Source organism: Undibacterium sp. Ji49W (assembly GCF_049340205.1).
Lineage (GTDB): Bacteria > Pseudomonadota > Gammaproteobacteria > Burkholderiales > Burkholderiaceae_D > Undibacterium.
Map to the genome: position 1 here is coordinate 242177 of NZ_JBMPOW010000009.1, position 22453 is coordinate 264629.

General features: G+C 51.4%; 15 protein-coding genes. 10 read left to right on the forward strand and 5 right to left on the reverse strand.

Annotation, left to right across the window (positions count from 1 at the left end; genetic code table 11):
- The first annotated feature begins 1 nt into the window (after position 1).
- From ACO0LK_RS13505 to ACO0LK_RS13520, 4 genes are all read left to right on the forward strand, one after another.
- A complete protein-coding gene (locus ACO0LK_RS13505) occupies positions 2–3607 on the forward strand; it encodes a M1 family aminopeptidase (protein ID WP_422975853.1) in 3606 nt (1201 codons plus the stop codon).
- A gap of 288 nt (positions 3608–3895) precedes the next feature.
- Positions 3896–5758 carry an oligoendopeptidase F gene (gene pepF / locus ACO0LK_RS13510; protein WP_422975855.1) on the forward strand — a complete coding sequence of 621 codons (1863 nt, stop codon included), beginning with the start codon at positions 3896–3898 and terminating at the stop codon, positions 5756–5758.
- A 116-nt stretch (positions 5759–5874) separates the two neighbouring features.
- Complete coding sequence (locus tag ACO0LK_RS13515) at positions 5875–7929, forward strand: S46 family peptidase (RefSeq protein WP_422975857.1); 2055 nt, start codon at positions 5875–5877, stop codon at positions 7927–7929.
- Between the two features lie 183 nt (positions 7930–8112).
- Positions 8113–8712: a hemerythrin domain-containing protein gene (locus ACO0LK_RS13520; protein WP_422975859.1), complete on the forward strand. Its 600-nt coding sequence runs from the start codon at positions 8113–8115 to the stop codon at positions 8710–8712.
- A 20-nt stretch (positions 8713–8732) separates the two neighbouring features.
- Here the strand turns inward: ACO0LK_RS13520 and ACO0LK_RS13525 are convergent, their stop codons facing one another.
- Together ACO0LK_RS13525 and hrpA are read right to left on the reverse strand one after the other, a co-directional pair.
- On the reverse strand, positions 8733–9632 hold the full coding sequence (locus tag ACO0LK_RS13525) for a DMT family transporter (RefSeq protein WP_422975861.1): 900 nt from the start codon (positions 9630–9632) through the stop codon (positions 8733–8735).
- 127 nt (positions 9633–9759) lie between these two features.
- A complete protein-coding gene (gene hrpA / locus ACO0LK_RS13530; protein WP_422975863.1) occupies positions 9760–13947 on the reverse strand; it encodes an ATP-dependent RNA helicase HrpA in 4188 nt (1395 codons plus the stop codon).
- A 344-nt stretch (positions 13948–14291) separates the two neighbouring features.
- Between hrpA and ACO0LK_RS13535 the strand changes: the two genes are divergently transcribed.
- From ACO0LK_RS13535 to ACO0LK_RS13545, 3 genes are all read left to right on the forward strand, one after another.
- On the forward strand, positions 14292–15440 hold the full coding sequence (locus ACO0LK_RS13535) for a tetratricopeptide repeat protein (protein ID WP_422975865.1): 1149 nt from the start codon (positions 14292–14294) through the stop codon (positions 15438–15440).
- A 169-nt stretch (positions 15441–15609) separates the two neighbouring features.
- Positions 15610–16920 carry an amino-acid N-acetyltransferase gene (gene argA, locus ACO0LK_RS13540; RefSeq protein ID WP_422975867.1) on the forward strand — a complete coding sequence of 437 codons (1311 nt, stop codon included), beginning with the start codon at positions 15610–15612 and terminating at the stop codon, positions 16918–16920.
- A gap of 64 nt (positions 16921–16984) precedes the next feature.
- On the forward strand, positions 16985–17257 hold the full coding sequence (locus ACO0LK_RS13545) for an oxidative damage protection protein (protein WP_186945559.1): 273 nt from the start codon (positions 16985–16987) through the stop codon (positions 17255–17257).
- A 92-nt stretch (positions 17258–17349) separates the two neighbouring features.
- On the opposite strand, the gene rpiA is transcribed toward ACO0LK_RS13545, so the two are convergent.
- On the reverse strand, positions 17350–18021 hold the full coding sequence (rpiA, locus tag ACO0LK_RS13550) for a ribose-5-phosphate isomerase RpiA (RefSeq protein ID WP_422975870.1): 672 nt from the start codon (positions 18019–18021) through the stop codon (positions 17350–17352).
- A gap of 83 nt (positions 18022–18104) precedes the next feature.
- A complete protein-coding gene (locus tag ACO0LK_RS13555) occupies positions 18105–19112 on the reverse strand; it encodes a serine/threonine protein kinase (protein ID WP_422975872.1) in 1008 nt (335 codons plus the stop codon).
- A 109-nt stretch (positions 19113–19221) separates the two neighbouring features.
- Here ACO0LK_RS13555 and ACO0LK_RS13560 point away from each other — a divergent pair, with 109 nt between their 5' ends.
- Both ACO0LK_RS13560 and ACO0LK_RS13565 read left to right on the forward strand, forming a co-directional pair.
- Positions 19222–19935 (forward strand): UPF0149 family protein, encoded by a 714-nt coding sequence (locus tag ACO0LK_RS13560; RefSeq protein ID WP_422975874.1) that lies wholly within the window; start codon positions 19222–19224, stop codon positions 19933–19935.
- Between the two features lie 121 nt (positions 19936–20056).
- Positions 20057–20311, forward strand: coding sequence for an acyl-CoA-binding protein (locus ACO0LK_RS13565; protein ID WP_186945563.1), 255 nt, complete (start codon positions 20057–20059; stop codon positions 20309–20311).
- A 171-nt stretch (positions 20312–20482) separates the two neighbouring features.
- On the opposite strand, the gene ACO0LK_RS13570 is transcribed toward ACO0LK_RS13565, so the two are convergent.
- Positions 20483–21454 carry a 2-hydroxyacid dehydrogenase gene (locus tag ACO0LK_RS13570; protein WP_422975876.1) on the reverse strand — a complete coding sequence of 324 codons (972 nt, stop codon included), beginning with the start codon at positions 21452–21454 and terminating at the stop codon, positions 20483–20485.
- 497 nt (positions 21455–21951) lie between these two features.
- On the opposite strand from ACO0LK_RS13570, the gene ACO0LK_RS13575 reads away from it, so the two are divergent.
- Positions 21952–22453: hypothetical protein (locus ACO0LK_RS13575; RefSeq protein WP_422975878.1), on the forward strand; the 502-nt coding region annotated here is incomplete at its 3' end.

Below are 22453 nucleotides of genomic sequence, written 5' to 3' on the forward strand. Positions count from 1 at the left end.
CATGTTAACGATACTTTTATTTGAACTGCGTCAAAAATGTCGCAGTCTGTCCAGCTACGTATATTTCCTGATCTTCTTCAGCCTGGCAATGTTGTGGATGGCAGCCGCTGGTGGGGCCTTTGCGTCCGCCTCCATCGATTTTGGCGGCAAAGTGTTTATCAATGCGCCAATCCCGATTTTCCAGAGCATTACCTTTCTTGCCTATATTGGCACGAGTACAGTAGCCGCCATCATGGGCCAGGCAACCCACCAGGATGTGGAACACCATACCTGGCATTTCTTTTACAGTGCACCGATTTCCAAATTTCAGTACCTGGCCGGGCGTTTTCTGGGCGCGTTGCTAAGCTTGCTGATCATCTTTTCTGGCCTGGGCCTGGGTGCCTGGCTGGGATGTTATTTGCCAGGCATAGAAGCGGTGCGACTGGGGGCCATGCATCCGGCTGCGTATTTCCTGCCGTATGTGTATTCGGTCTTGCCTAATTTCATGATCTTTGGGGCGATTTTCTTTACCCTGGCCACGCTCGGCAAACGCATGATGCCGGTATATGTATCCAGCGTGGTACTGATCATAGGCTATATGATTGCGCGGTCCTTCATGCGCGATATCGATAACAAGACCCTGGCTGCCCTGCTTGATCCTTTCGGTTCCGCCGCTGTCAGCAACCTGACGGAATACTGGAGTATTGCCGACAAAAATAGCCGCCAGGTCAGTCTTGAAGGTCTGTTCCTTATCAATCGCCTTCTATGGGGAGGCGTAGGCTTGATCAGTCTGGCTTTCTGCTACTGGCGCTTTGATTTCAAGGCTATTTCTACCGCAGGAAAACAAAAGAAAGAGAAAGAGAAAAAGAAAGAGAAAGTAAGCACACATACAGCCCCGACAAACCAGGCAATGTTGGTCAATCTGCCTAAAGTCATCCCGGTATTTTCATCCTCCAGAAACTGGAAGCTGCTACTGGCAGAAAGCTGGCTGAATTTACGTGAGTCGGTCAAGAACGTGTATTTCATCGTTGTGCTGCTGTCCGGCGTTTTATTCATGTTTGCCGTATCCAGTTCGGTGACCAAGATGTTTGGTACATCGACCTATCCGGTAACGTATGCAGTGCTGGAATTTCTTGGCGGTACGTTCAGTTTATTCATGCTCATCATCACCACTTTTTATGCGGGCGAACTGGTCTGGCGCGAAAGAGATGCCCGCATCGCACAATTGCTGGATGCATTGCCGGTGCCGGGATGGTTGCCATTCACTGCCAAACTGTCGGCGCTCATCCTCATGCAAGGCATCATGCTGCTTGTGCTGATGGTGTGTGGCATGCTGATCCAGACCTTCAAGGGCTACACCAACTATGAAATTGGCCTTTATGTGCATCAACTGTTTCTGGTGCAATGGCCTGAATATGCGCTGATCGCGGTGCTGGCGATGTCGCTGCAAGCCATTGTCAATCACAAGTATCTGGCTTACTTTTTGATGATCGTGTATTACATTGCCTTGATCGCCCTGCCTGCACTGGGTATAGAACACCCCATGTTGCGCTATGCGACGGTGCCGTCCACCGTGTATTCCGACATGAACGGCTACGGCCATTCATTAGCGCTGTCTCGCTGGTACCTGCTGTACTGGAGCGGTGCCGGCCTGATCCTGATCGCCTGTTCCTTACTGATGTGGGTACGTGGTACCACCACCGCATTTAGCCATCGTCTGCGCATGGCCAGCTTATCCATCAATGTCGGCAATGCCAGCCTGATGTTGGGTGGCACTGCCCTGTTCCTGTTTGCCGGTACAGCCATTTTTTACTTTAGCAACATACTCACGCCCTACAAAAGCCAGTACGAAAAACAGGCTGAAAATGCCACATTTGAAAAGAACTATAAACAATATGCCGCACAGCCACAGCCACGCATCACCGATGTCAAACTGAACGTTGATATCTATCCAGAAACCCGCACGGCGCTGATCAGGGGTGACTACCAGTTGATCAATCGCAGCAACACTGCCATCCAGGAAATTTTCATCATGGAATCGGATGATGCACGCATCATACAGATGAAGCTGGATGTCCCACATGAACCACGCATAAAAGATAAAAAAGTGGGTTTTTACAGCTATCAGTTGCGCCAGGCCTTGCAACCTGGAGAAAAACTGAAACTGCACTTTGAACTTGAATTCGCTCCAAAAAATTTTCTGGGCATGAGTTCGGGCGATACCGTCATGTACAACGGCAGTTTTTTCAACAGCACACTGACGCCGCATATAGGTTACCAACCCGCTCTGGAGCTCAGTGATGACAAGGCCAGGCGCAAACATGGGCTGCCAGAAAAAGAACGAATGGCAGAAAGGGATGACCCGAAGGCATTAAGCAATAGCTACATCGCCAATGATGCAGACTGGATCAATTTTGATGCCGTGGTATCCACCAGCGCAGACCAGATGGCGATCGCACCAGGCAGTCTGAAGCGTGAATGGCAAGAAAATGGACGGCGCTATTTTCACTACGCGCCAGAGCAGGCCATACTGAACTTCTATGCCTTTCTGTCTGGCCGCTATGAAATCAAACGGGCACAATGGAAAGATATCGCCATTGAAATCGATTATCACAAGGGACATCCCTACAATCTTGACCGCATGATAAAGAGCGTACAGAATTCGCTCGATTACTATACGACCAATTTTGGCCCTTATCAGCACAAGCTGGTCAGGATAGTCGAGTTCCCGCGCTATGCCACGTTTGCACAGGCATTTCCGAACACCATTCCGTATTCAGAAAGCATAGGTTTCATCGCCCATGTGGATGACAAAGATCCACTGGAAGTGGATTACCCTTTCTACGTCACTGCCCATGAAGTGGCCCATCAATGGTGGGCACACCAGGTCATTTCCGGCAATAGCAAAGGTAGTACCGTGCTGGTTGAAACCCTGGCGCAATACTCCGCGTTGATGGTGATGAAACATACCTATGGCGAGGCCGCCATGCGCCGCTTCCTGAAATTTGAACTGGACCGCTATCTGAAAGGACGCAGCCAGGAAAGGAAGAAAGAACTGCCACTGGCATTCAATGAAAGCCAGAATTACATCCACTATGCAAAAGGCAGCCTGGCCATGTATCTGCTGCAAGACCAGATAGGTGAGGACAAGGTCAACCAGGCATTGCGTACTGTCATTGCCCAGTATGCCAACAAGGGCGCACCTTATCCCAGCAGTGCGGCACTGGTGGATGCATTGCGCAAGACTGCCCCGGCTGACAAACAGGGTCTGATTACCGATTTATTTGAATCCATCATCCTGTTTGAAAACCGTGCCATGACAGCCACTGCGAAACCGCTGCCAGACGGACAATATGAAGTTGCTTTGCGCGTCACCAGCAATAAACTGAAGGCCGACGAACTGGGCGTGGAAAAAGAAGTCCCGCTGCAAGACTGGATGGACATAGGCGTGGACGACAAGGATGGCAAACCCTTGCTGCGTGAACGCAAACTGATCAATCAAAAAGCCATGGATTTCAAAATGATCGTCAAAGGCATACCGGCCAAGGCAGGTATAGATCCTGACAATAAATACATAGACAGAAAGCCCAGTGACAATATGATCAAGCTTGACATGTTACCGAAGTAAAGCCACTGACAGTATCAGGTAAAGAACTGAACATCAGTTCTTTACTTGCCCAGTGCTGTTCAGGCAGTCAAATACAAATAATATTACTTAATTAACAAATGAAAGTGTTACGGCAAATCTCCCTCAGTCCATCAGGAAAAATATTTTCAAATTGTCTTCTCATTTGAGAACTTTCAGACCAAAATACTGCCCAAGCCTAGGGCGCTGCTCAAACAGTAATCCAAACAATTCCATAGGCTCCCACAGCATTTTGTCACCTATCCATCTAAGAGAACTGGACGTTACGCCATGCACAAACATCTTGTCCGCAACCTGTTCGCTGTTGCACTGACCCTGCCCACCTTTGCCTTTGCCGCCCATCCAAGTGAAACCGAGGCAGATCGCTGGAATTTGAATGACATGTACCAGACCAAGGCTGACTGGGACAAGGATGCCATGACCCTGGAAGTACAGCTAAAACAACTACAGACTTGCAGCGGACATCTGGGCGACAGCGTGGCACGTTTCAAGACTTGCCTGGATTTGAATTCGGATATGCTGAAACGCTTTGCCCGTCTGTCCAGTTATGCATTTCAATACCGTGACCAGGATACTGGCAACAATGCAGGCATGGACCTGGGCCAGCGCTCTGATATTTTGGGCAGCAAGGTAGATGAAGCCAGTTCTTTCATCCGGCCAGAAATTCTGGCCCTGGGGGATAAAAAAATCCAGGCTTTCCAGGCCAAGGAAAAGGGCTTGCGTATCTATGCCCATCAATTGGATGATATCTTGCGTTCAGGTAAGCATACCCTGGATAAAAAAGGCGAAGAAATTATCGCCACCTTTGGCATGGCAACCAATACTGCCAGCGCTGTTTACACCACCTTGTCCAATGCAGAAATGCCCTGGCCCAAGGTCAAACTGTCCACCGGCGAAGAAGTACGCATAGACCAGTCTGCCTATACCAAATACCGCGCCGCCCCGAACAGGGCTGACCGCCAGTTGGTATTCGATGCGTTCTGGGGGAAATGGAAAGAATTTGAACGCAGCTACGGCGTCACTTTTTATGAACAGTTAAAACGCGATTCTGCCTATGCCAAGATCCGCAATTATCCAGATTCGCTGACGCAGGCGCTGGACAACAATAAACTGCCAAGGGAAGTCTATGACACGCTGGTAGAGCAAACCCGTGCCAACCTGCCTACCCTGCACCGCTATTTCAAACTCCGTGCAAAACTACTGGGCGTGCAGGATCTGCGTTATTTCGACATTTATCCACCGCTGGTATCCGGCGATTTCAAATACCCGATTGCCGAAGGCGTCAAGCTGATGCTGGAATCCGTCAAACCTTTGGGTGATGACTATACCAAAGCCATGGCAAAGGCCACCACAGAACGCTGGATGGATGTCTATCCGCGCCCACGCAAGCGCTCGGGCGCCTACATGAATGGTGCGGCCTATGATGTCCACCCTTACCTGCTGCTCAATTACAATGATGATTATGAGTCAGTATCGACGCTGGGCCATGAATGGGGACATGCCATGCATTCCTACCTGGCCAACAAACACCAGCCTTTCATCAGTGCCGACTACCCTACTTTCACAGCAGAAATCGCATCCACCACGAATGAAGTCTTTTTGCTTGACCACATGCTAAAAATCGCCAAGAGCGATGACGAGCGCTTGCTGTATCTGGGTTCAGCACTGGAAAACCTGCGCGGCACCTTCTTCCGTCAAGCCATGTTTGCTGACTTTGAACGTGAAGTGCATGCCAAGGTCGACAAAGGTGAATCACTGACTGGCGAAGCACTGAGCAAAATCTATGGTGATATCCTGAAAAACTATCACGGCGACAAAGAAGGCGTGATGAAGATAGACGATACCTATGCCGTAGAATGGGCTTATATCCCGCATTTCTATAACCGCTTCTATGTGTTCCAGTATGCAACATCGATTGCTGCCGGATCCATGTTTGCAGATGAGATATTGAAAGGTCGTACCGGTGCCCGTGACAACTACCTCAACATCCTGAAAGCAGGCGGTTCTGCCTATCCGTATGAACTGGTCAAAAAGGCTGGTGTCGATCTGGCCTCCCCCGCACCTTACCAGGCAGTGTTTGCGCGCATGAATAAAATCATGGATCAGATCGAGGCTATCAAAGCCAAACATTAAGCTTTTTATTTTCCAGGCCGTAGCATCTCCTGATTTTCACGGGGGCTGCTGCCCCCAATCATAGCCGCTCCCCGGCCTGGAGAAGCACCATATCCAGGTACAAAATGGAATACATCATGCAAAAGAAGTTCCTGTTGATTGCCTTGTCCCTACCCGGCCTGGCTTTGGCAGCGGAAGGAATGTGGACCCTGGATAATCTGCCCATACAAAAATTGCAGACTGAATATGGCTTCAAACCTGGTCCGGAGTGGATAAAGAACACCATGCTGAGTTCGGTCAAACTGCCTGGCTGCTCTGGTTCTTTTGTCTCCAAGGATGGCCTGGTAATGACGAATCATCACTGTGCATCCGGTTGCATAGAACAGTTATCAACCGCCAAACAAAACTATGTCAGCAATGGTTTCCTGGCAAGAAAATATGGTGAAGAACAGGTTTGCCCAGCCATGGAACTGAACCGGCTGGAAGACATCACCGATGTGACCGAAGATGTCCGGAAGGCGACTGCCGGCCTGGAAGGCGCGGCCTTCAAGCAGGCACAGAACGCGATCGAGGCCGCACTGACTGCAGCCTGCGTAGGCGACGACAAAGAAAAAACCCGTTGCGACGTCATTGACCTTTATCACGGTGGCCGTTACCACCTGTACAAATACCATCGCTATGCCGACACACGCCTGGTATGGGCTCCTGAAAAAGCCATAGCCTTTTTTGGCGGTGATCCGGACAATTTCAATTTCCCGCGCTATGACCTTGATATCACCATGCTGCGCGTGTATGAAAACGGCAAACCGGCAGAAATCAAAAACTATTTCCCATTCAGCAAAAATGGTCCGCAAGAAGGTGAAATGAGTTTTGTCACTGGTCACCCTGGCTCTACCCAGCGCCAACTGACCATGGCACAACTGATCAGCCTGCGCGATATTGGCCTGATTGATAGCTTGCAGCATACGGCTGAATTGCGTGGCGTCGTCACCCAGTACCGTAAAACCAGCCCGGAAGCAGCACGTATTGCCGACCAGGCGCTGTTTGGCATAGAAAACCGCTACAAAGCTGGCACAGGCAAGTTGCAAGCCCTGCTTGATCCAGAATTCATGGCACGCCAGCAGGCAGACGAAACTGCGCTGCGTCAGTTCGTCAATTCCCGGCCAGAACTGAAAGAAAAAATCGGCGGAGCATGGGATGCGATTGCCCGGGCACAGGACAGCTATCGCCAACTGTTCAGAGTCACCAGCATGACTGAAGGTGCAGAAGCCTTCAACAGCAATTATTTCCGTCTGGCGCGTATGCTGGTGCGCGCTGCCGAAGAAAAAGCCAAGGCGAATGCCGAACGCTTGCCCGAATTTATCGATACTCGCCTGCCCACTGTGCAGCAAAACCTGTTTTCCAAAGCGCCCATCTACCCTGAATTTGAAAAACTCAAACTCACACACTCTTTAACCAAAATGCGCGAAGACCTTGGTGTGGACCATGCCTTCGTCAAACAGGTGCTAGGTAAATTATCGCCAGAGCAACTGACGGATAAACTGATCGATCGCACCCGGCTGGGCGATGTCGAATACCGAAAAACTCTGTGGAATGGTGGCAAGGAAGCCATTGCCCTGTCGGACGACCCCTTCATCAAGCTTGCATTGGCTGTCGAAGCAGAATCACGTATGTACCGCAAACGCATGGAACAGGAAGTGCAGGCTATCGTACAGAAAAATTCCGAATTGATTGCCCAGGCGCGTTTTGCACAATCGGGTACCAGTGTCTACCCGGATGCCACGGCCAGTCTGCGCCTGTCGTATGGCGAAGTCAAAGGCTGGGATCAGGGCGAACACAAAATCCGCCCCTTCACCAATTTTTCCGGTGCCTTTGAACGTGATACCGGGGCCCATCCGTTTGCGCTGCCTGCTTCCTGGCATGCCGCAAAGGGCAAGCTGCACCTGCTACAGCCCTACAATTTTGTAACTACCAATGACATCATAGGCGGCAATTCTGGCAGCCCCCTGATCAACCGCAATGGTGAAATCATTGGCCTGGCCTTTGATGGCAATATCCATTCCCTGGGTGGAGCCTTCTGGTACGACGGCCGCAGCAACCGCACCGTTGCGGTACACAGTGGCGGCATACTGGAAGCCATGGATAAAATCTACAATGCCAAGGAATTGCTGAACGAACTGACAGGCAAATAAGCAAACATGAGCAAACATGAACAAACATTGACAACACCAGGTTAAAACCTCATTGCCCACAGCGGCATTGAGGTTTTTTCATCTGTGCACTTCAGAATAACTTTCCCTCTCTTTTGATCCTGATCAACAGCGTCCCGCTTGCTCGCTAGTAAAGTAACAAACAAAATAGCAAGGAGGCCCGCCATGTCTGCCAGGACAATTTACCCCGCTTCACTCAGCATCATACAAGACGAGCACGAACATCTTTCGTCCGTTATTCAGGGCATGCGTTACTTTGTAAGAAAGATAGAAGGTGGTGGAACTGCGCCTGAACTGAAAGTTTTCCGCGCCATGCTGTACTACATCATGGAATATCCGGAAAAGGTGCACCACCCCAAAGAAGAACAGTATTTGTTTGCCAAGATCAAGGAAAGAACCCATCAGCTGGACAATGAGCTTGATGCGCTCAGCGAACAACATGCAAAGGGAGAATTAATGGTACACCGGCTATTCCACGCCCTGCTTGACTATGAATTTGGCGGCAAGCCAGCCTTTGCGAATTTCCGCGATTTGGTCGAGCAATATGCGCAATTTTATTTCGCCCATATGCGTGCTGAAGAAGAAAAAATTATCCCTGTCGCCAGACAGGTGCTGAATGATCACGACTGGAAAGAAATAGATACTGCCTTTCTGCAAAACCGTGCACATCTGGATGAAGCCGGTGCCCGCTATAAATATGAGGAATTGTTTTCACTGATTGTCAATATCACACCCGCCCCTATTGGCGTGGCAGATCCACTCTGACATCACCAGCATGGAGGCATTCAAGCACGTCGCGACGACAGTACAATGCCACCGACGATACACATAAAAGCCACGGCATGAAACAGATGGGGCGATTCACCCAGAAAAGCAGCCGACATCAGGGCAGCGAACAAGGGTGTCAGGTTATTGAAAAATGCGGCTACGTTCGGCCCCACCCGCTGCACACCCAGGCCCCAGCAGCGAAAGGCAATGACCGCAGGGCCAATCGCCACAAAAGCCAGTGCAGCAAACAACATGGGATTCCAGTGTATGGCAGGCTTCATCAAGGTCCATTCGGCAGCCGAAAAAGCCGCCGACCACAGTACGCCAAAACTGACCTGAGCCAGCAAAAAATCGGCCCAGCGATTGCGCAATTCAGCATCATCACCACGTGTCAGCAACCAGCTATAAAGCGACCAGGCAATGGTGGCGATGATCATGAACAGATCACCCGGCACCAGCCGCAAGGCCAGTAACTGTGCCAGTTCACCCCGGCTTAATACCAGCAAGACGCCAGCGATGGACATCGCCGCACCTGCCAGTTGCCAGCGTGTGACTTTGGCCTGAAAGAACAGACTGCCAACAATCAGCATCCATACCGGCATGCTGGCGGCAACCAGCGTTACATTGATGGGCGAAGAACTTTGCAGCGCCAGGTATTGCAAGGCATTGTACAAACCCACACCCAGCAAACCCAATACTGCATAGCGTCGCCAGTTGCGCCACAACGTGCTGTCACGCCGATAGATGCGAAAAGCCATTGGCAACAAAATTAAAAAAGCCAGCACCCAGCGTATGAAGTTGAGGGTAATTGGCGGCAGCATTTCATGAATCATGCGCCCGACAATCGCATTACCCGACCACAGCAAAGGCGGCGTGACCAGCAGGAGTATGGTAGATGGCGTCAGTTTATGATTCATGAATACGCAGTAAATCAGGCAATTTTATGCAGGCAATGAAAATTGCCAGTGATCAGTGACAGGCCGTCAGCATACCGCAAGCAAGCTTTGCCTGCGTCCATGACATTGAGGACTCTGTCATCGATGATCATCGCTGCAGACTTTCCCACACTTTTTGCAGCCGCTTGACAGACACCGGCATGGGCGTACGCAGTTCCTGAGCAAACAGCGATACCCTCAGTTCTTCCAGCAACCAGCGGAATTCCAGCAGTTTGGGGTCAGCATCCACGCCAGTCTTGCGTGGATGACGCTGCCATGCCTGGGCCACGCTATTCCATTCTGCCAGCAATTTCTGGTCACGCGCAGGATCGGCGCGCAGCTTGTCCATGCGTACCGTGATGGCTTTCAGATAGCGGGGGAAATGCGATAACTGAGTGAAATCATTGTCCGCAATAAAGTGTTTGGTCACCAGCATTTGCAACTGTGTCTGCATATCGGCAGCCGCCTGTGCATGGGCCTTGATGCCTTGCAGCTTCTTGGGCAAGCCATGGTATTCAGCCAGTATCTGCGCGGCTGTGCGGGCAATTTCATTCGCCAGCAAATTCAACCTTGCCTTGCCTTCATCACGACGTTTGTTGAATTCACCTGAATTGGCAGGTAAAGGGCTTTGCAGGAAAGCACTTTCTATGGCGACCTGAATAATCTGGTCACGCAATTCCTCCTGCGAACCCAGGGCCATGAACTGCATGCCCATCTGCTGCAAGCCAGGAATATTTTTTTCCAGGAACTTGATCTGCTCTTTTAATTGCAAGGCAAACAGACGTCGCAAACCTGTGCGATGTATGCGAGCTGCTTCATCCGGATCATCGAACACTTCAATGTGGCAATGCGTGATTTTGTCTACCAGTGCAGGATAACCAATCAGCGTTTGTTTCCCCTGCTGGACTTCCAGCAATTCAGGCAGGCTGTCAAAGGTCCATGCGGTCAGGTTTTCCTGTTTGAATGCAGGTACTGCGGCGCTCGTCTGAATGCTCGCAGTTACAGGTTTGCCAGTGTTGCGGACTGACTTGTCTTCTTCGACAGCAGTCTGTTTGGTCACAACTGAATTTGTATCCAGCAGGGCCAGTTTCTCTGCGCTGGCAATACGCTGAAAACTCTCGCGTGCCTGACCACCAAATTCTGCCCTCAGGCTGGCCAGGTTACGGCCCATTTCCAGTTGGCGACCATGCTCATCGACGACTTTGAAGTTCATCGTCAGATGCACGGGTACGGTCTCGAATTTAAAATCCGTGGTCTTGCACAGCAAGCCTTTTTGCTCGCGTATGTCGGCAATCACGGCATCCAGGAAATTGCCCTTACCAAAATCATTGCGCTCACAAAAACCTGCCGCATATTCTGGGATAGGCACACAATGACGACGTATCTTTTGCGGCAAGGATTTGATCAGCAAATGCACTTTTTCTTTGAGCATGCCAGGCACCAGCCATTCGCAGCGGTCTGCCGATACCTGATTCAAAGAAAATAAAGGCACAGTCAGAGTCACGCCATCGCGTGGACTGCCCGGTTCAAAGTGATAACTCAGTTGCAAGGCTACACCCGAGACCTGCATGGTCTTGGGGAATAAATCCGTGGTCACGCCTGCTGCCTCATGACGCATCAACTCGTCCTTGTTCAGGTACAGGAGCTTGGGATTGGCCCTGGTCGCTTCTTTATGCCATTGTTCAAACAGGACTGCGTTCCAGACATCGGCTGGCAAGTGCTGATCATAAAAAGCCACGATCAGCTCTTCATCCACCAGCACATCCAGGCGGCGTGATTTATGTTCGAGGTTTTCTATCTCGCGTACCAGTTTCTGGTTATACGCAAAGAAAGGGGCACGGGTATCAAACTCGCCCTCGACCAGGGCATCGCGGATGAACATTTCACGTGCTTCTGCCGGATGGGTCAGGCCATATTGCGTGCGGCGCTGACTGTATACAACCAATCCATACAGGGTGGCGCGTTCAAAGGCAGATACCTGGCCGACGCGTTTTTCCCAGCGCGGTTCGCCATAAGATTTTTTCAGCAGGTGCTCGCCGATTTTTTCCAGCCATTCCGGATTGATCTGGGCAATACAGCGTCCATACAGGCGTGTGGTATCCACCAGTTCAGCCGCCATGATCCAGCGTCCGGCTTTTTTGGCCAGGGTAGAACCGGGCCAGATATAAAACTTGATGCCACGCGCACCCAGGTAATGCGCTTCTTCATCCGACTTGTAGCCGATATTGCCCAGCAAACCCGTCAACAATGACAGATGCAATTGCTCATAGGTGGCTGGTGCTTCATTCAAACGCCAGCCTTGTTCCTTGACGATGGTCAGCAACTGGGAATGCACTTCACGCCATTCACGCAAGCGCATCTGGCTCAGGAAATTGGCGCGACAATTATCTTGTAGCTGACGATTGGTTTTCTTGTGCTCGATGGCATCTTCAAACCATTTCCAGATTTTCAGGTAAGACTGGAATTCAGATTTTTCATCGGCAAATTTCTTGTGCGCCATGTCTGCCGCAGCCTGCGCTTCCATGGGGCGGTCGCGCGGGTCTTGCACCGACAGGGCAGCAGCGATGATCAACACTTCCTGCAAGGCCTGGTTGTCACGGGCAGCCAGAATCATACGGCCCACACGCGGGTCCAGTGGCAGTTTGGCGAGTTGCCTGCCAACCGGCGTCAACTGATTGACATCATCCATCGCCCCCAGTTCTTGCAAAAGCTGATAACCGTCAGCAATCGCCCGGCCCGGCGGTGGCTCAATGAAAGGAAAAGTTTCAACATCAGTCAGACGCAGGGATTTCATGCGCAAGATGACGGCAGCCAGCGACGAACGCAAAATTTCGGGTTCGGTAAATTTTGGTCTTTGCAGATAATCCTGTTCATCAAACAGGCGTATGCACACACCAGCCGCAACGCGACCGCAACGACCGGCGCGCTGATTGGCAGCCGACTGGGCGACAGCCTCTATCTGCAATTGTTCGACTTTATTCCTGTAACTATAGCGTTTGACACGTGCCAGGCCAGCATCAACGACATAGCGTATGCCAGGCACGGTTAGCGAGGTTTCTGCCACATTCGTGGCCAGCACGATGCGACGTGCATTCGAAGTCTTGAATACCCTCTCCTGCTCCTGCGCCGACAGGCGGGCGAACAGCGGTAAAATCTCTACATGCGGTGGATGGTGTTTGCGCAAGGCTTCGGCAGCGTCACGAATTTCACGCTCCCCCGGCAAAAACACCAGCACATCGCCAGAACCGACACGGCACAATTCATCAACGGCATCGGTAATCGCCGTCATCAGATCGCGCTCTTTATCTTTTTCGGTATCCTGTATGGGGCGATAGCGTACTTCTACCGGGTACAAACGACCTGACACTTCGATCACGGGAGCGGGTTTGGGCTCCGTCCCCCTGGTATCGGCAAAATGATTGGCAAAGCGCTGCGCATCTATCGTCGCAGAAGTGATGATGATCTTCAGGTCACGGCGCTTGGGTAATAATTGCTTCAGATAACCAAGCAAAAAATCAATATTCAGGCTGCGTTCATGCGCCTCATCGATGATGATGGTGTCATATTGCTTTAACAGCGGGTCGGTCTGGGTTTCTGCTAGCAAGATACCGTCAGTCATCAGCTTCACCGATGCGCCCTTGCTCAGGGTATCGGTAAAACGGACTTTAAAGCCTACATGCTCACCCAGCGGTGAATTCAATTCTTGCGCAATACGCTTGGCGGTAGACGACGCAGCAATCCGGCGTGGCTGGGTATGGCCGATCAGGCCTTTTTGACCACGTCCCAGTTCCAGACAGATTTTGGGTAATTGTGTGGTCTTGCCTGAGCCTGTTTCACCACAGACGATAATGACCTGATGCTTTTGCAAAGCCTCGGCAATTTCTGCCCGCTTGCCGGATACCGGCAACTCTTCGGGGAAGGTAATGGGCGGCAAGACATTGCGAAAAGGTAAAACCGGCTCTTCCTTGGCTGGCGCAGCTGGTCTTTGTTGATTATTTTCTCTGCGGCCTTTTACGCCTCTATCGCCACCATTGGCACCATCGGTACCACTGACGCGTCCAGGCCGGGGCCTGGCTGATTGCGGACGCGCCCCCTGCTGCCGCGCCTGTTGCACTTTGGGAGGACGATCTTGTCCAGCGCCGCCAACATTGAGATTGAGCGGCTTGTTTTCCGGTACTTCAGACTTCGCGGTAGTCTCACGCAATTGTTGTCGAAGCTCTCGCAATCCCGATAAACCATCTATCGCACCGGGCATTGCTTTTTTGGGGGAGTTTTTAGGTGTTTGATTTGAAGACATAGCGCTACGCATTATCCCAGATTTTTACGCTGCACAGGAAATGTTGCACTGTTTGCCATAACACTGCGATATCACTGCCGTCTCACTCCTGTCAAAACAATAATGCGAATCAGTGCGTATCGGCCTTGCAACAAGCATCAAATCATATAAATAAATCCCCTCTTTATTTATCCTATAATGAATAAAACTGGAATTTGAGACGGCGACCACCTTGAGTCTATGCAGCAGTTTGTATAGCTATCTAGTAGTCTGAAGTAGCCCAGATTCCTGTCTAAATAAAGAACCTGTTTCATCAACAAAAATGAAATACGTTTCAGTCAAAATCCAGCCGCGTGAGGATTAAAATGAAAACCTGGATTATCCTGCTCTTCGCCAGTTTGCTGAGCGCCTGCGCCAGCCAGCCCAACCAAAAATTAAGCGGCCTGCAACTAAATGATCAGGGTTTTGGCCCGGCACCGTCATCCATCAATGCCGAAGATGTCATGGCGCTCAGCAAGGAAATGCATGCTTACCTGAAAAATGATATTGCTACCCAGCTACGTGGCAAATCCCCGCAAAAGGCCTTGTTTGACGCACTTTCCACCAAAGGCCAGATCAAGCTTGAATACGATGCGGAAATGACCCGCAATGCAGCACAGGCCTTCAGCGCCCGCTCCGGCAATTGCCTGTCACTGGTTTTGATGACGGCAGCACTGGCAAAAGAGCTGGGTATGGATGTGCAATTTCAAAATGTCCTGATGGATGAATCCTGGAGCCGTAACAACGATATTTACTTTGCGGCAGGACATGTGAATATCGTACTGGGAAACAAATCGGGATTCCGGCACTCTACCCAGGAGTTCAGTCAATCCATGGTGATCGACTTCCTCCCGCCCAGGGATCTGCGTGGCCAACGTGCGGAACTGATACGTGAAGCCACCGTCATTGCCATGTACTTCAACAATCGTGCCGCCGAATCCCTGGCACAACACAAGATTAACGACGCTTATTGGTTTGCCCGCGCCGCTCTGGTGAGCGACCCTGACTTCATTGCCGCCTACAATACTTTGGGTGTGGTGTACCGCCAGCATGGCGATCTGACTTTATCCGAAAATGTATTCAAGCAGATTCTGAGCAAAGAAAGAGAAAACACCATGGCGCTCAGCAACCTGGTCGAAGTATTGCGCAAGGCTGACCGTCTGCCTGAAGCACAACTATATGCCGACAGACTGGCAAACTTGCAACCGAATGCCCCCTTCCATTACTTCAACCGTGGTCTGGCAGCCATGGATCGCGGTGAATATGCCGAAGCGAAAGCCCTGTTCAAACAGGAAATCAAACGGGATTCGAATTACGACGAATTCCATTTATGGCTGGCACTGGCACATTTAAAACTGGGGGAAACCAAGGACGCGATAGAAGAACTGACACTGGCGCAGGCCAACAGCACCACCCGCAAGGCCCAGAATTTATATGCCGGCAAACTGGAAAGGATCAAGGCTGCTTACCATTAATTCACTCATTAAGCACACACTAAGCACTCACCAAGCCATTCATTGAGCCATTCAGAGCTACCCTATCAGGCACATCCTGACACCAGTTCAGGAGCCTGATTGACAACAATGTTGAATTCGACGGCGTTGGATGGTCATCTGTTTTCTCGTCTCAGATTATAATTGGCGGATGGAAAATCCCGTTCAATTCGTTCAATGGCTGCGCTCAGTCGCGCCGTATATTCATGCCTTCCGTGGAAAGACCTTTGTGGTCGCCTTTCCCGGTGAGTTGGTCATGGCAGGTGCACTGCCAGTTCTAGCCCAGGATTTATCACTTTTACATGCACTTGGCATTAAAGTTGTCATTGTCCATGGCTCACGACCCCAGGTTGCCGAGCAACTGGCCCTGCGTAATGTCGAAGGCAGCTTTCACAATGGCATACGCATTACCGATACCGCAGCGCTGGAGTGTTCGAAAGAGGCCGCTGGTGAATTGCGCCTGGATATTGAAGCCGCCTTCAGCCAGGGCTTGCCGAATACGCCCATGGCACATTCTGCCATCCGCATCATTTCAGGTAATTTTGTCACCGCCAAACCGATAGGCATCGTGGGCGGTGTGGATTTCCAGTTAACGGGTATCGCCCGTAAAGTGGCGTACGACACCATCCACCGCATTCTGGATGCCGGCAATCTGGTACTGCTTGGCCCGCTAGGCTTCTCCCCCACCGGCGAAGCCTTCAACCTGACCATGGAAGACGTAGCCGTATCAACCGCCACGGCCTTGCGTGCCGACAAGCTGATTTTTATCACCGAAACACCAATGATGGTGGATCAGGACAATGATGAAATCCGCGAATTGTCTTTCATGCAGGCTGAACAAGAGTTAAAAGCCAGCTATTTGCCGCCAGACTCTGCTTTTTATCTGGAACACGCCGTCAAGGCTTCACGTGGTGGTGTACCACGGATACATATCGTGCCCTACAAGATGGACGGCTCGGCCCTGCTGGAATTGTTTACCCATGATGGCGTAGGCACCATGGTGTCATCAGAAAACCTGGAAAGCCTGCGCGAAGCCACGATTGAAGATGTCGGCGGCATCATCAAGCTGATCGAACCGCTGGAAGCCGATGGCACCCTTGTGAAACGTGGACGCGAGCTGATAGAGCGCGAAATCAATTATTTCTCCGTAATAGAGCATGACGGCGTGATCTTTGGCTGCGCCGCACTGTACCCTTTCCCATTCGAAAAAATGGCAGAAATGGCTTGCCTGACCGTCAACCCCGATGTGCAAAGCCAAGGCGATGGTGAACGCATCCTCAAGCATATGGAAAAACGCGCACGCCGCGCTGGCTTCCACAGCCTGTTTGTGCTGACTACACGCACTGCACACTGGTTCCTGAAACGTGGTTTCGTCAATGCCTCATTCGATGATTTGCCCAAAGACAGGCAAAAAATGTATAACTGGCAACGCAAATCACTGGTTCTGATCAAGCAACTCTAAGCAACCACAGGTCACAGGCCGTATAATCACGCTGTTTTCGAGATTTAGCAAAAGGAGTAACACCATGGCCCGTACGGTCCACTGCATCAAATTAGACAAAGAAGCCGAAGGTCTGGATTTTCCACCGTATCCAGGTGAACTGGGCAAACGGATTTATGAAAGCGTGTCCAAAGAAGCCTGGGCTGCCTGGCTCAAGCATCAGACCATGCTGGTAAATGAAAACCGCCTGAACCTGGCCGATACCCGTGCCCGCAAATATCTGGCAACCCAGATGGAAAAGCATTTCTTTGGAGATGGTGCCGACGCTGCATCCGGTTATGTACCGCCAACTGACTAAATGCCTGACTGACATTAATCAGTATCCAGCAAAAAGCCCGCTATTTCAGCGGGCTTTTTGTTGGTAGCAAGACTTAGCTTAGAGCCAACGCTTCAGAACTGCAAGGTTTTAACGCCTTCACTGGTACCCAGCAGGCAAACATTGGCACCCTGCTGCGCAAACAGACCCACGGTCACCACACCAACGATATTATTAATCGTCGCTTCCAGCGCTACCGGGTCTGCGATCTGCAAGCCATGTACATCCAAAATCATATTGCCATTGTCCGTCAACAAGGGCTGGCCATCTTTCAAACGCAAACGGGCTTCGCCACCCAGAGCATTGAGCTTGCGGGCGACGACAGCATGTGACATCGGTATCACTTCTACCGGCAAGGGAAACTTGCCCAGCTTATCCACCAGCTTTGAGCCGTCGGCAATGCAAATAAATTTTCCAGCGACCGAAGCCACGATTTTTTCACGTGTCAATGCGGCACCACCACCCTTGATCATGGCACCCTGCGGGGTAATTTCATCTGCGCCGTCAATATACACAGGCATGGAGACTACATCGTTCAAATCCAGCACGGTAATGCCATGTCCGCGCAGACGTGCTGCGGTTGCTTCGGATGAGGCCACAGCCGCCTTGATCTTGTGCTTGATCTTGGCCAGTTCATCAATAAAAAAATTGGCTGTCGAGCCGGTGCCTACGCCAACAATGTCATTTTCAACCACATAGGCTATGGCAGCCTGGGCCACTGCCAGTTTTAATTCATCTTGCGTCATGGTGCATTTCCATCAAAGTTAATCATTTGCCCGAATTTTACAGGACAGACTGATCGTCTTTGCAGATTCTGGATGAAATTGCGTCAAACCGGCCACAGGGGTGCATCTTCCATCAGTGCCACCTGCTCGCGTAATTCCAGTATGCGGTCTTGCCAATACCTTTGGCTGTTAAACCACGGGAAAGCCGCCGGAAAGGCAGGATCGCTCCAGCGCTGTGCCAGCCAGGCTGAGTAATGAATCAGACGCAACGTGCGCAATGCCTCTATCAGGTACAACTGGCGGCTTTCAAATTCAAAGAAATCTTCATAGCCAGCCAGGATATCCGTCAATTGCTGCTGCATGTCCTGACGGTCGCCCGACAGCAGCATCCATAAATCCTGTATGCCCGGACCCATGCGGCTATCATCAAAATCCACAAAATGTGGGCCAGCCTGTGCACCGGATTCCAGCCACAAGACATTCCCAAGATGGCAATCGCCATGCAGACGTAATAGCTGCATGTCTCCGGCACGGTCATAGCAACGCTGTATGCCATCCAGCGCCTGCTGGCTGACACTTTCATAGGCTGGCAACAGATCAGGAGGGATAAAGTCATGCGCCAGCAGCCAGGCACGCGGCTGCACGCCAAAGGTTTCCGGATTAATAGCTGGCCGCTCGCGATAGCTGGCAAGGGCACCCACGGCATGAATACGGCCAATAAAACGCCCTAGCCATTCCAGGGTTGCGGCATCGCCGGTTTCCGGCGCCCTGCCAGTTTGCCTGGCAAACAAGGCAAAGCGAAAACCCTGGTAGTGGCGCAGGCTGCTGCCGTCAGCCGCCTGCATTGCACCAACTACCGGAATCTCATGTTGCAATAGCTCACGCACAAAATCATGTTCTTCATTGATGGCAGTATCCGTCCAGCGCAAGGGGCGGTAAAATTTGACGACCACAGGTACATCGTCTTCCATGCCTATCTGGTAGACCCGGTTTTCATAGCTGTTCAGGGCCAACATGCGGCCATCGCTGCGCAGACCGCTGCTTTCAACAGCGTCCAGCACCAGTTCTGGCGTCAAACCGGCAAAAGAGTCTGGGAGATTGGTATTTGTCATGTTGGCTATTGTACGTGTGCCAAAGCCTGTACGGCACAAAAGACCTGCACAGCCAGCAAACAAAGCGCTAAACTGCCGGTATTTTCAATCTCCAATTCAAGAGCGATCCATGCATCTCGACGAACCCTTAAGCGACAAAGAATTCAATGAACTCGACAAATTCCTGATGTCGGACAAGGTCGGCGACGATGGCATGACCATGGACGCCCTGCACGGCTACCTGACCGCCATCGCCCTGGGGCCGGAAATGATACCCATGGCAGAATGGCTGCCACTGGTATGGGGTTTGCCGGATGCGGGTGAACCCAAGTTCAAGAATGAAAAGGAAATGCAGCGCATCACCGGTCTGGTGGCGCGCTTCATGAATGAAATCCAGATCACTTTTGAAGTTGCACCACAGGAATATGAACCGCTGTTCTGCGTCATGGAACAAAATGGCAAAGAACTGATTGATGGTGAAACCTGGGCCTGGGGCTTCTGGGAAGGCATGCAACTGCGCGAAGAAGCCTGGGAAACAGCCTGGGAATCGGAAGAAATCGGCCCCTTGCTACAGCCCATCTACCTGCTGGGTGCAGAAGAAATCGAAGAAGAAGAATTGAAATTCGTCGATACACCAGAAAAATGCCATGAACTGGCATTGACGCTGGAAGCATCCATCCCCACCATACGCCGTTTCTGGGCCCCCTTGCGTAAATCCGGTGTAACCACCGTCAAGCGCGATACCCCCAAGGTCGGCAGAAATGACCCTTGCCCGTGCGGCAGCGGCAAAAAATACAAAGTCTGTTGCGGTGCCGATACTGATAACGAGCCCACGCTGCACTAATCCGTCCAGCACTGTTCGTCAGGCAAACCCGGCGCTGGAGGGAAACCTCTAGCGCAAAACCGCCCTGCCAGCATGTCTTCATGCTATTTTTGTGTTCCTCAATTCGATGCTGGAGACCACAATGAGCTTGCAAGAACAATTCAACCAGGCACTGGCCGATTCCAAAAATCTGCCAGAACGTCCGGACAACATGACCCTGCTGAAAATCTATGCCCTGTTCAAGCAAGGCAGTGGTGGCGATGCAACTGGCGATCGCCCTGGCATGACCGACTTTGTCGCCCGCGCCAAGTTTGATGCCTGGGCAGAACTCAAAGGCACCACCCAGGAAGCCGCCATGCAGCAATATGTAGATCTGATCAACGACCTCAAGGATTAATCAACGATTAAGCACCTGTTTACGATCTGTAGCGAGCGGGCGTCAGCGAGGTCAGGGTAACCAAGCGCAGCGCAAAAAGCGGAATGTACTCTGGTACATGAGCATTTTGAGCAACGCATGTGCCTCGCGTGGTCTTTGATTGCGCCCGCGCAGTAAGATCGTGAACAGGTTCTAAGCCGCCGGGTTTAACCAGTCTCGCGGCCTGCCCTCGGTCAGGCCAGCGATCAGATTGTCCGCAGCACGATTCGCCATTGCCCGCCGGGTTGCCTCTGAAGCACTGGCAATATGCGGTGTCAGCACCACATTTTGCAGGGTCAAAAAGTCTGGATGGAATTTGGGTTCGTTCTCAAACACATCCAGGCCCGCTGCTGCAATCCTGTGCTTGCGTAAAGCTGCTATCAATGCCTGATCGTCCACAATACCGCCACGCGCCAGATTGACCAGGGTCGCGCTGGGTTTCATGAGTTCAATTTCAGCTGCGCCTATGCAATGATGCGAGGCCGGTGAATACGGCAAGACCAGCACCACGTGATCGGCCTGGGCCAGCAATTCTTCCTTACTCACATACCGGGCATGATTCGCGTGCGCCTCCTGTTCAGCACTCAATCGCGAACGGTTGTGATATACGACCTTCATATCAAAACCCATAGAGCGCCGCGCTATCGCCTGCCCTATCCTGCCCATGCCGATAATACCCAGGGTGGCACCATGCACATCCGCCCCCAGGAAAGAGTCATAACGCCACTTGGTCCACTTGCCAGCGCGCAGCCAGTGCTCAGATTCCGTCACCCGCCTGGCCGTCGCCATCAGCAACGCCCAGCCAAAGTCAGCAGTCGTTTCATTCAATACTTCCGGTGTATTGCTGGCCATGACGCCATGCGCGGTACAGGCAGGCACGTCAATATTGTCGTAACCCACAGCCATGCTGGCGACCATCTTCAGATCTGGCAACTGCTGCAATAACTCCGCATTGATTTTGGCACTGGCGGTCGCCAGGGTACCAGCCTTGCCCTTCAACTTCGCAGCCAGCTCAGCAGGTGTAAAAATCACATCATCCTGATTCGATTCGACTTCAAAATGTGCTGAAAGACGGGTCAATACTTCAGGAAAAATAGCGCGCGTAACAAGAATGGCGGGTTTCATGCATATCCTTTTAACAATAAAACAAGACTACAACCCTTCTCGGGCTGCTTCAGAATCCATTTACATCAAGTTGACATCATAAACCTTTCCTCTATTTTTCTCATTCAGCCTTGTAAGCTTGATAGATGCATTGCCAGGTCAGCACTTGCCCTGAAAGTTTTAGTTGCCTACTTAACAATTTACCCGAACATTCCTCATCCTTAGTACCCCGCCGCGCCCATTCCTCCCGCCTCTCCCTGCCCTCCCCCTAAATCCCACCATATCTTATTTGCCCAATCAATCCAATTCAAGAATTTCAAGTAGCCAATTGAAGCATCTTAAAAACAATTAATGGAAGTACGAATAATTTCCAGTTTTGCATAAACTTTTCTTACTAAGTCTGGATAAATTCTGTTCAAACGGGACACTTTTTAAAAAGCATTGTTGTCACGTAATCGACTGATCTACACAAAGGTAAATAAAACATGGTTGCAATTGTTAGCGGAAACAGCACAGGGTTGAACTTAACGTCCTCGACCAATCTTGGCCAGCGCGGCAACCTGGGTTCAGCAGCACAAGGCAAGACCGGCGAGCAAAGCAGCGTCAATATTGCCAACGGCAACCTGGTCCTGCAAGACCGTGACAGCCTGCTGATCACCCGTGGCAACAATGTTTCCCTTCTGCGCACCTACAACAGCCAGGGCGTGCTCAGCGACGACAACACCGATAGCTGGTGGATCAATGGCTACCGCCGCCTCACCAACCTGACAGGCACCTTGAACCAGGCAGGCAGCAGCATCCAGCGCATGGGCACCGATAATTCGGTTCAGACCTACGACTTCGACGCCACCAGCCATACCTACATTGCCCGCGCCGGATCAGGCCGCTTTGACACACTCGCCTATGACAGCAGCAATACCAGCTGGACCTGGACCGACCCTGCTACCCAAAGCAAAGAAAGCTATGCCGCACATGGCGACACCTGGCGCCTGACGTCTGCCAGCGATGCCAATGGCAACG

Bases quoted from the DNA above. Each gene is read 5' to 3' on its own strand.
- ACO0LK_RS13505 (WP_422975853.1), top strand. From the start codon at position 2: ATGTTAACGATACTTTTATTTGAACTGCGTCAAAAATGTCGCAGTCTG.
- pepF (WP_422975855.1), top strand. From the start codon at position 3,896: ATGCACAAACATCTTGTCCGCAACCTGTTCGCTGTTGCACTGACCCTG.
- ACO0LK_RS13515 (WP_422975857.1), top strand. From the start codon at position 5,875: ATGCAAAAGAAGTTCCTGTTGATTGCCTTGTCCCTACCCGGCCTGGCT.
- ACO0LK_RS13520 (WP_422975859.1), top strand. From the start codon at position 8,113: ATGTCTGCCAGGACAATTTACCCCGCTTCACTCAGCATCATACAAGAC.
- ACO0LK_RS13525 (WP_422975861.1), bottom strand. From the start codon at position 9,632: ATGAATCATAAACTGACGCCATCTACCATACTCCTGCTGGTCACGCCG.
- hrpA (WP_422975863.1), bottom strand. From the start codon at position 13,947: ATGTCTTCAAATCAAACACCTAAAAACTCCCCCAAAAAAGCAATGCCC.
- ACO0LK_RS13535 (WP_422975865.1), top strand. From the start codon at position 14,292: ATGAAAACCTGGATTATCCTGCTCTTCGCCAGTTTGCTGAGCGCCTGC.
- argA (WP_422975867.1), top strand. From the start codon at position 15,610: ATGGAAAATCCCGTTCAATTCGTTCAATGGCTGCGCTCAGTCGCGCCG.
- ACO0LK_RS13545 (WP_186945559.1), top strand. From the start codon at position 16,985: ATGGCCCGTACGGTCCACTGCATCAAATTAGACAAAGAAGCCGAAGGT.
- rpiA (WP_422975870.1), bottom strand. From the start codon at position 18,021: ATGACGCAAGATGAATTAAAACTGGCAGTGGCCCAGGCTGCCATAGCC.
- ACO0LK_RS13555 (WP_422975872.1), bottom strand. From the start codon at position 19,112: ATGACAAATACCAATCTCCCAGACTCTTTTGCCGGTTTGACGCCAGAA.
- ACO0LK_RS13560 (WP_422975874.1), top strand. From the start codon at position 19,222: ATGCATCTCGACGAACCCTTAAGCGACAAAGAATTCAATGAACTCGAC.
- ACO0LK_RS13565 (WP_186945563.1), top strand. From the start codon at position 20,057: ATGAGCTTGCAAGAACAATTCAACCAGGCACTGGCCGATTCCAAAAAT.
- ACO0LK_RS13570 (WP_422975876.1), bottom strand. From the start codon at position 21,454: ATGAAACCCGCCATTCTTGTTACGCGCGCTATTTTTCCTGAAGTATTG.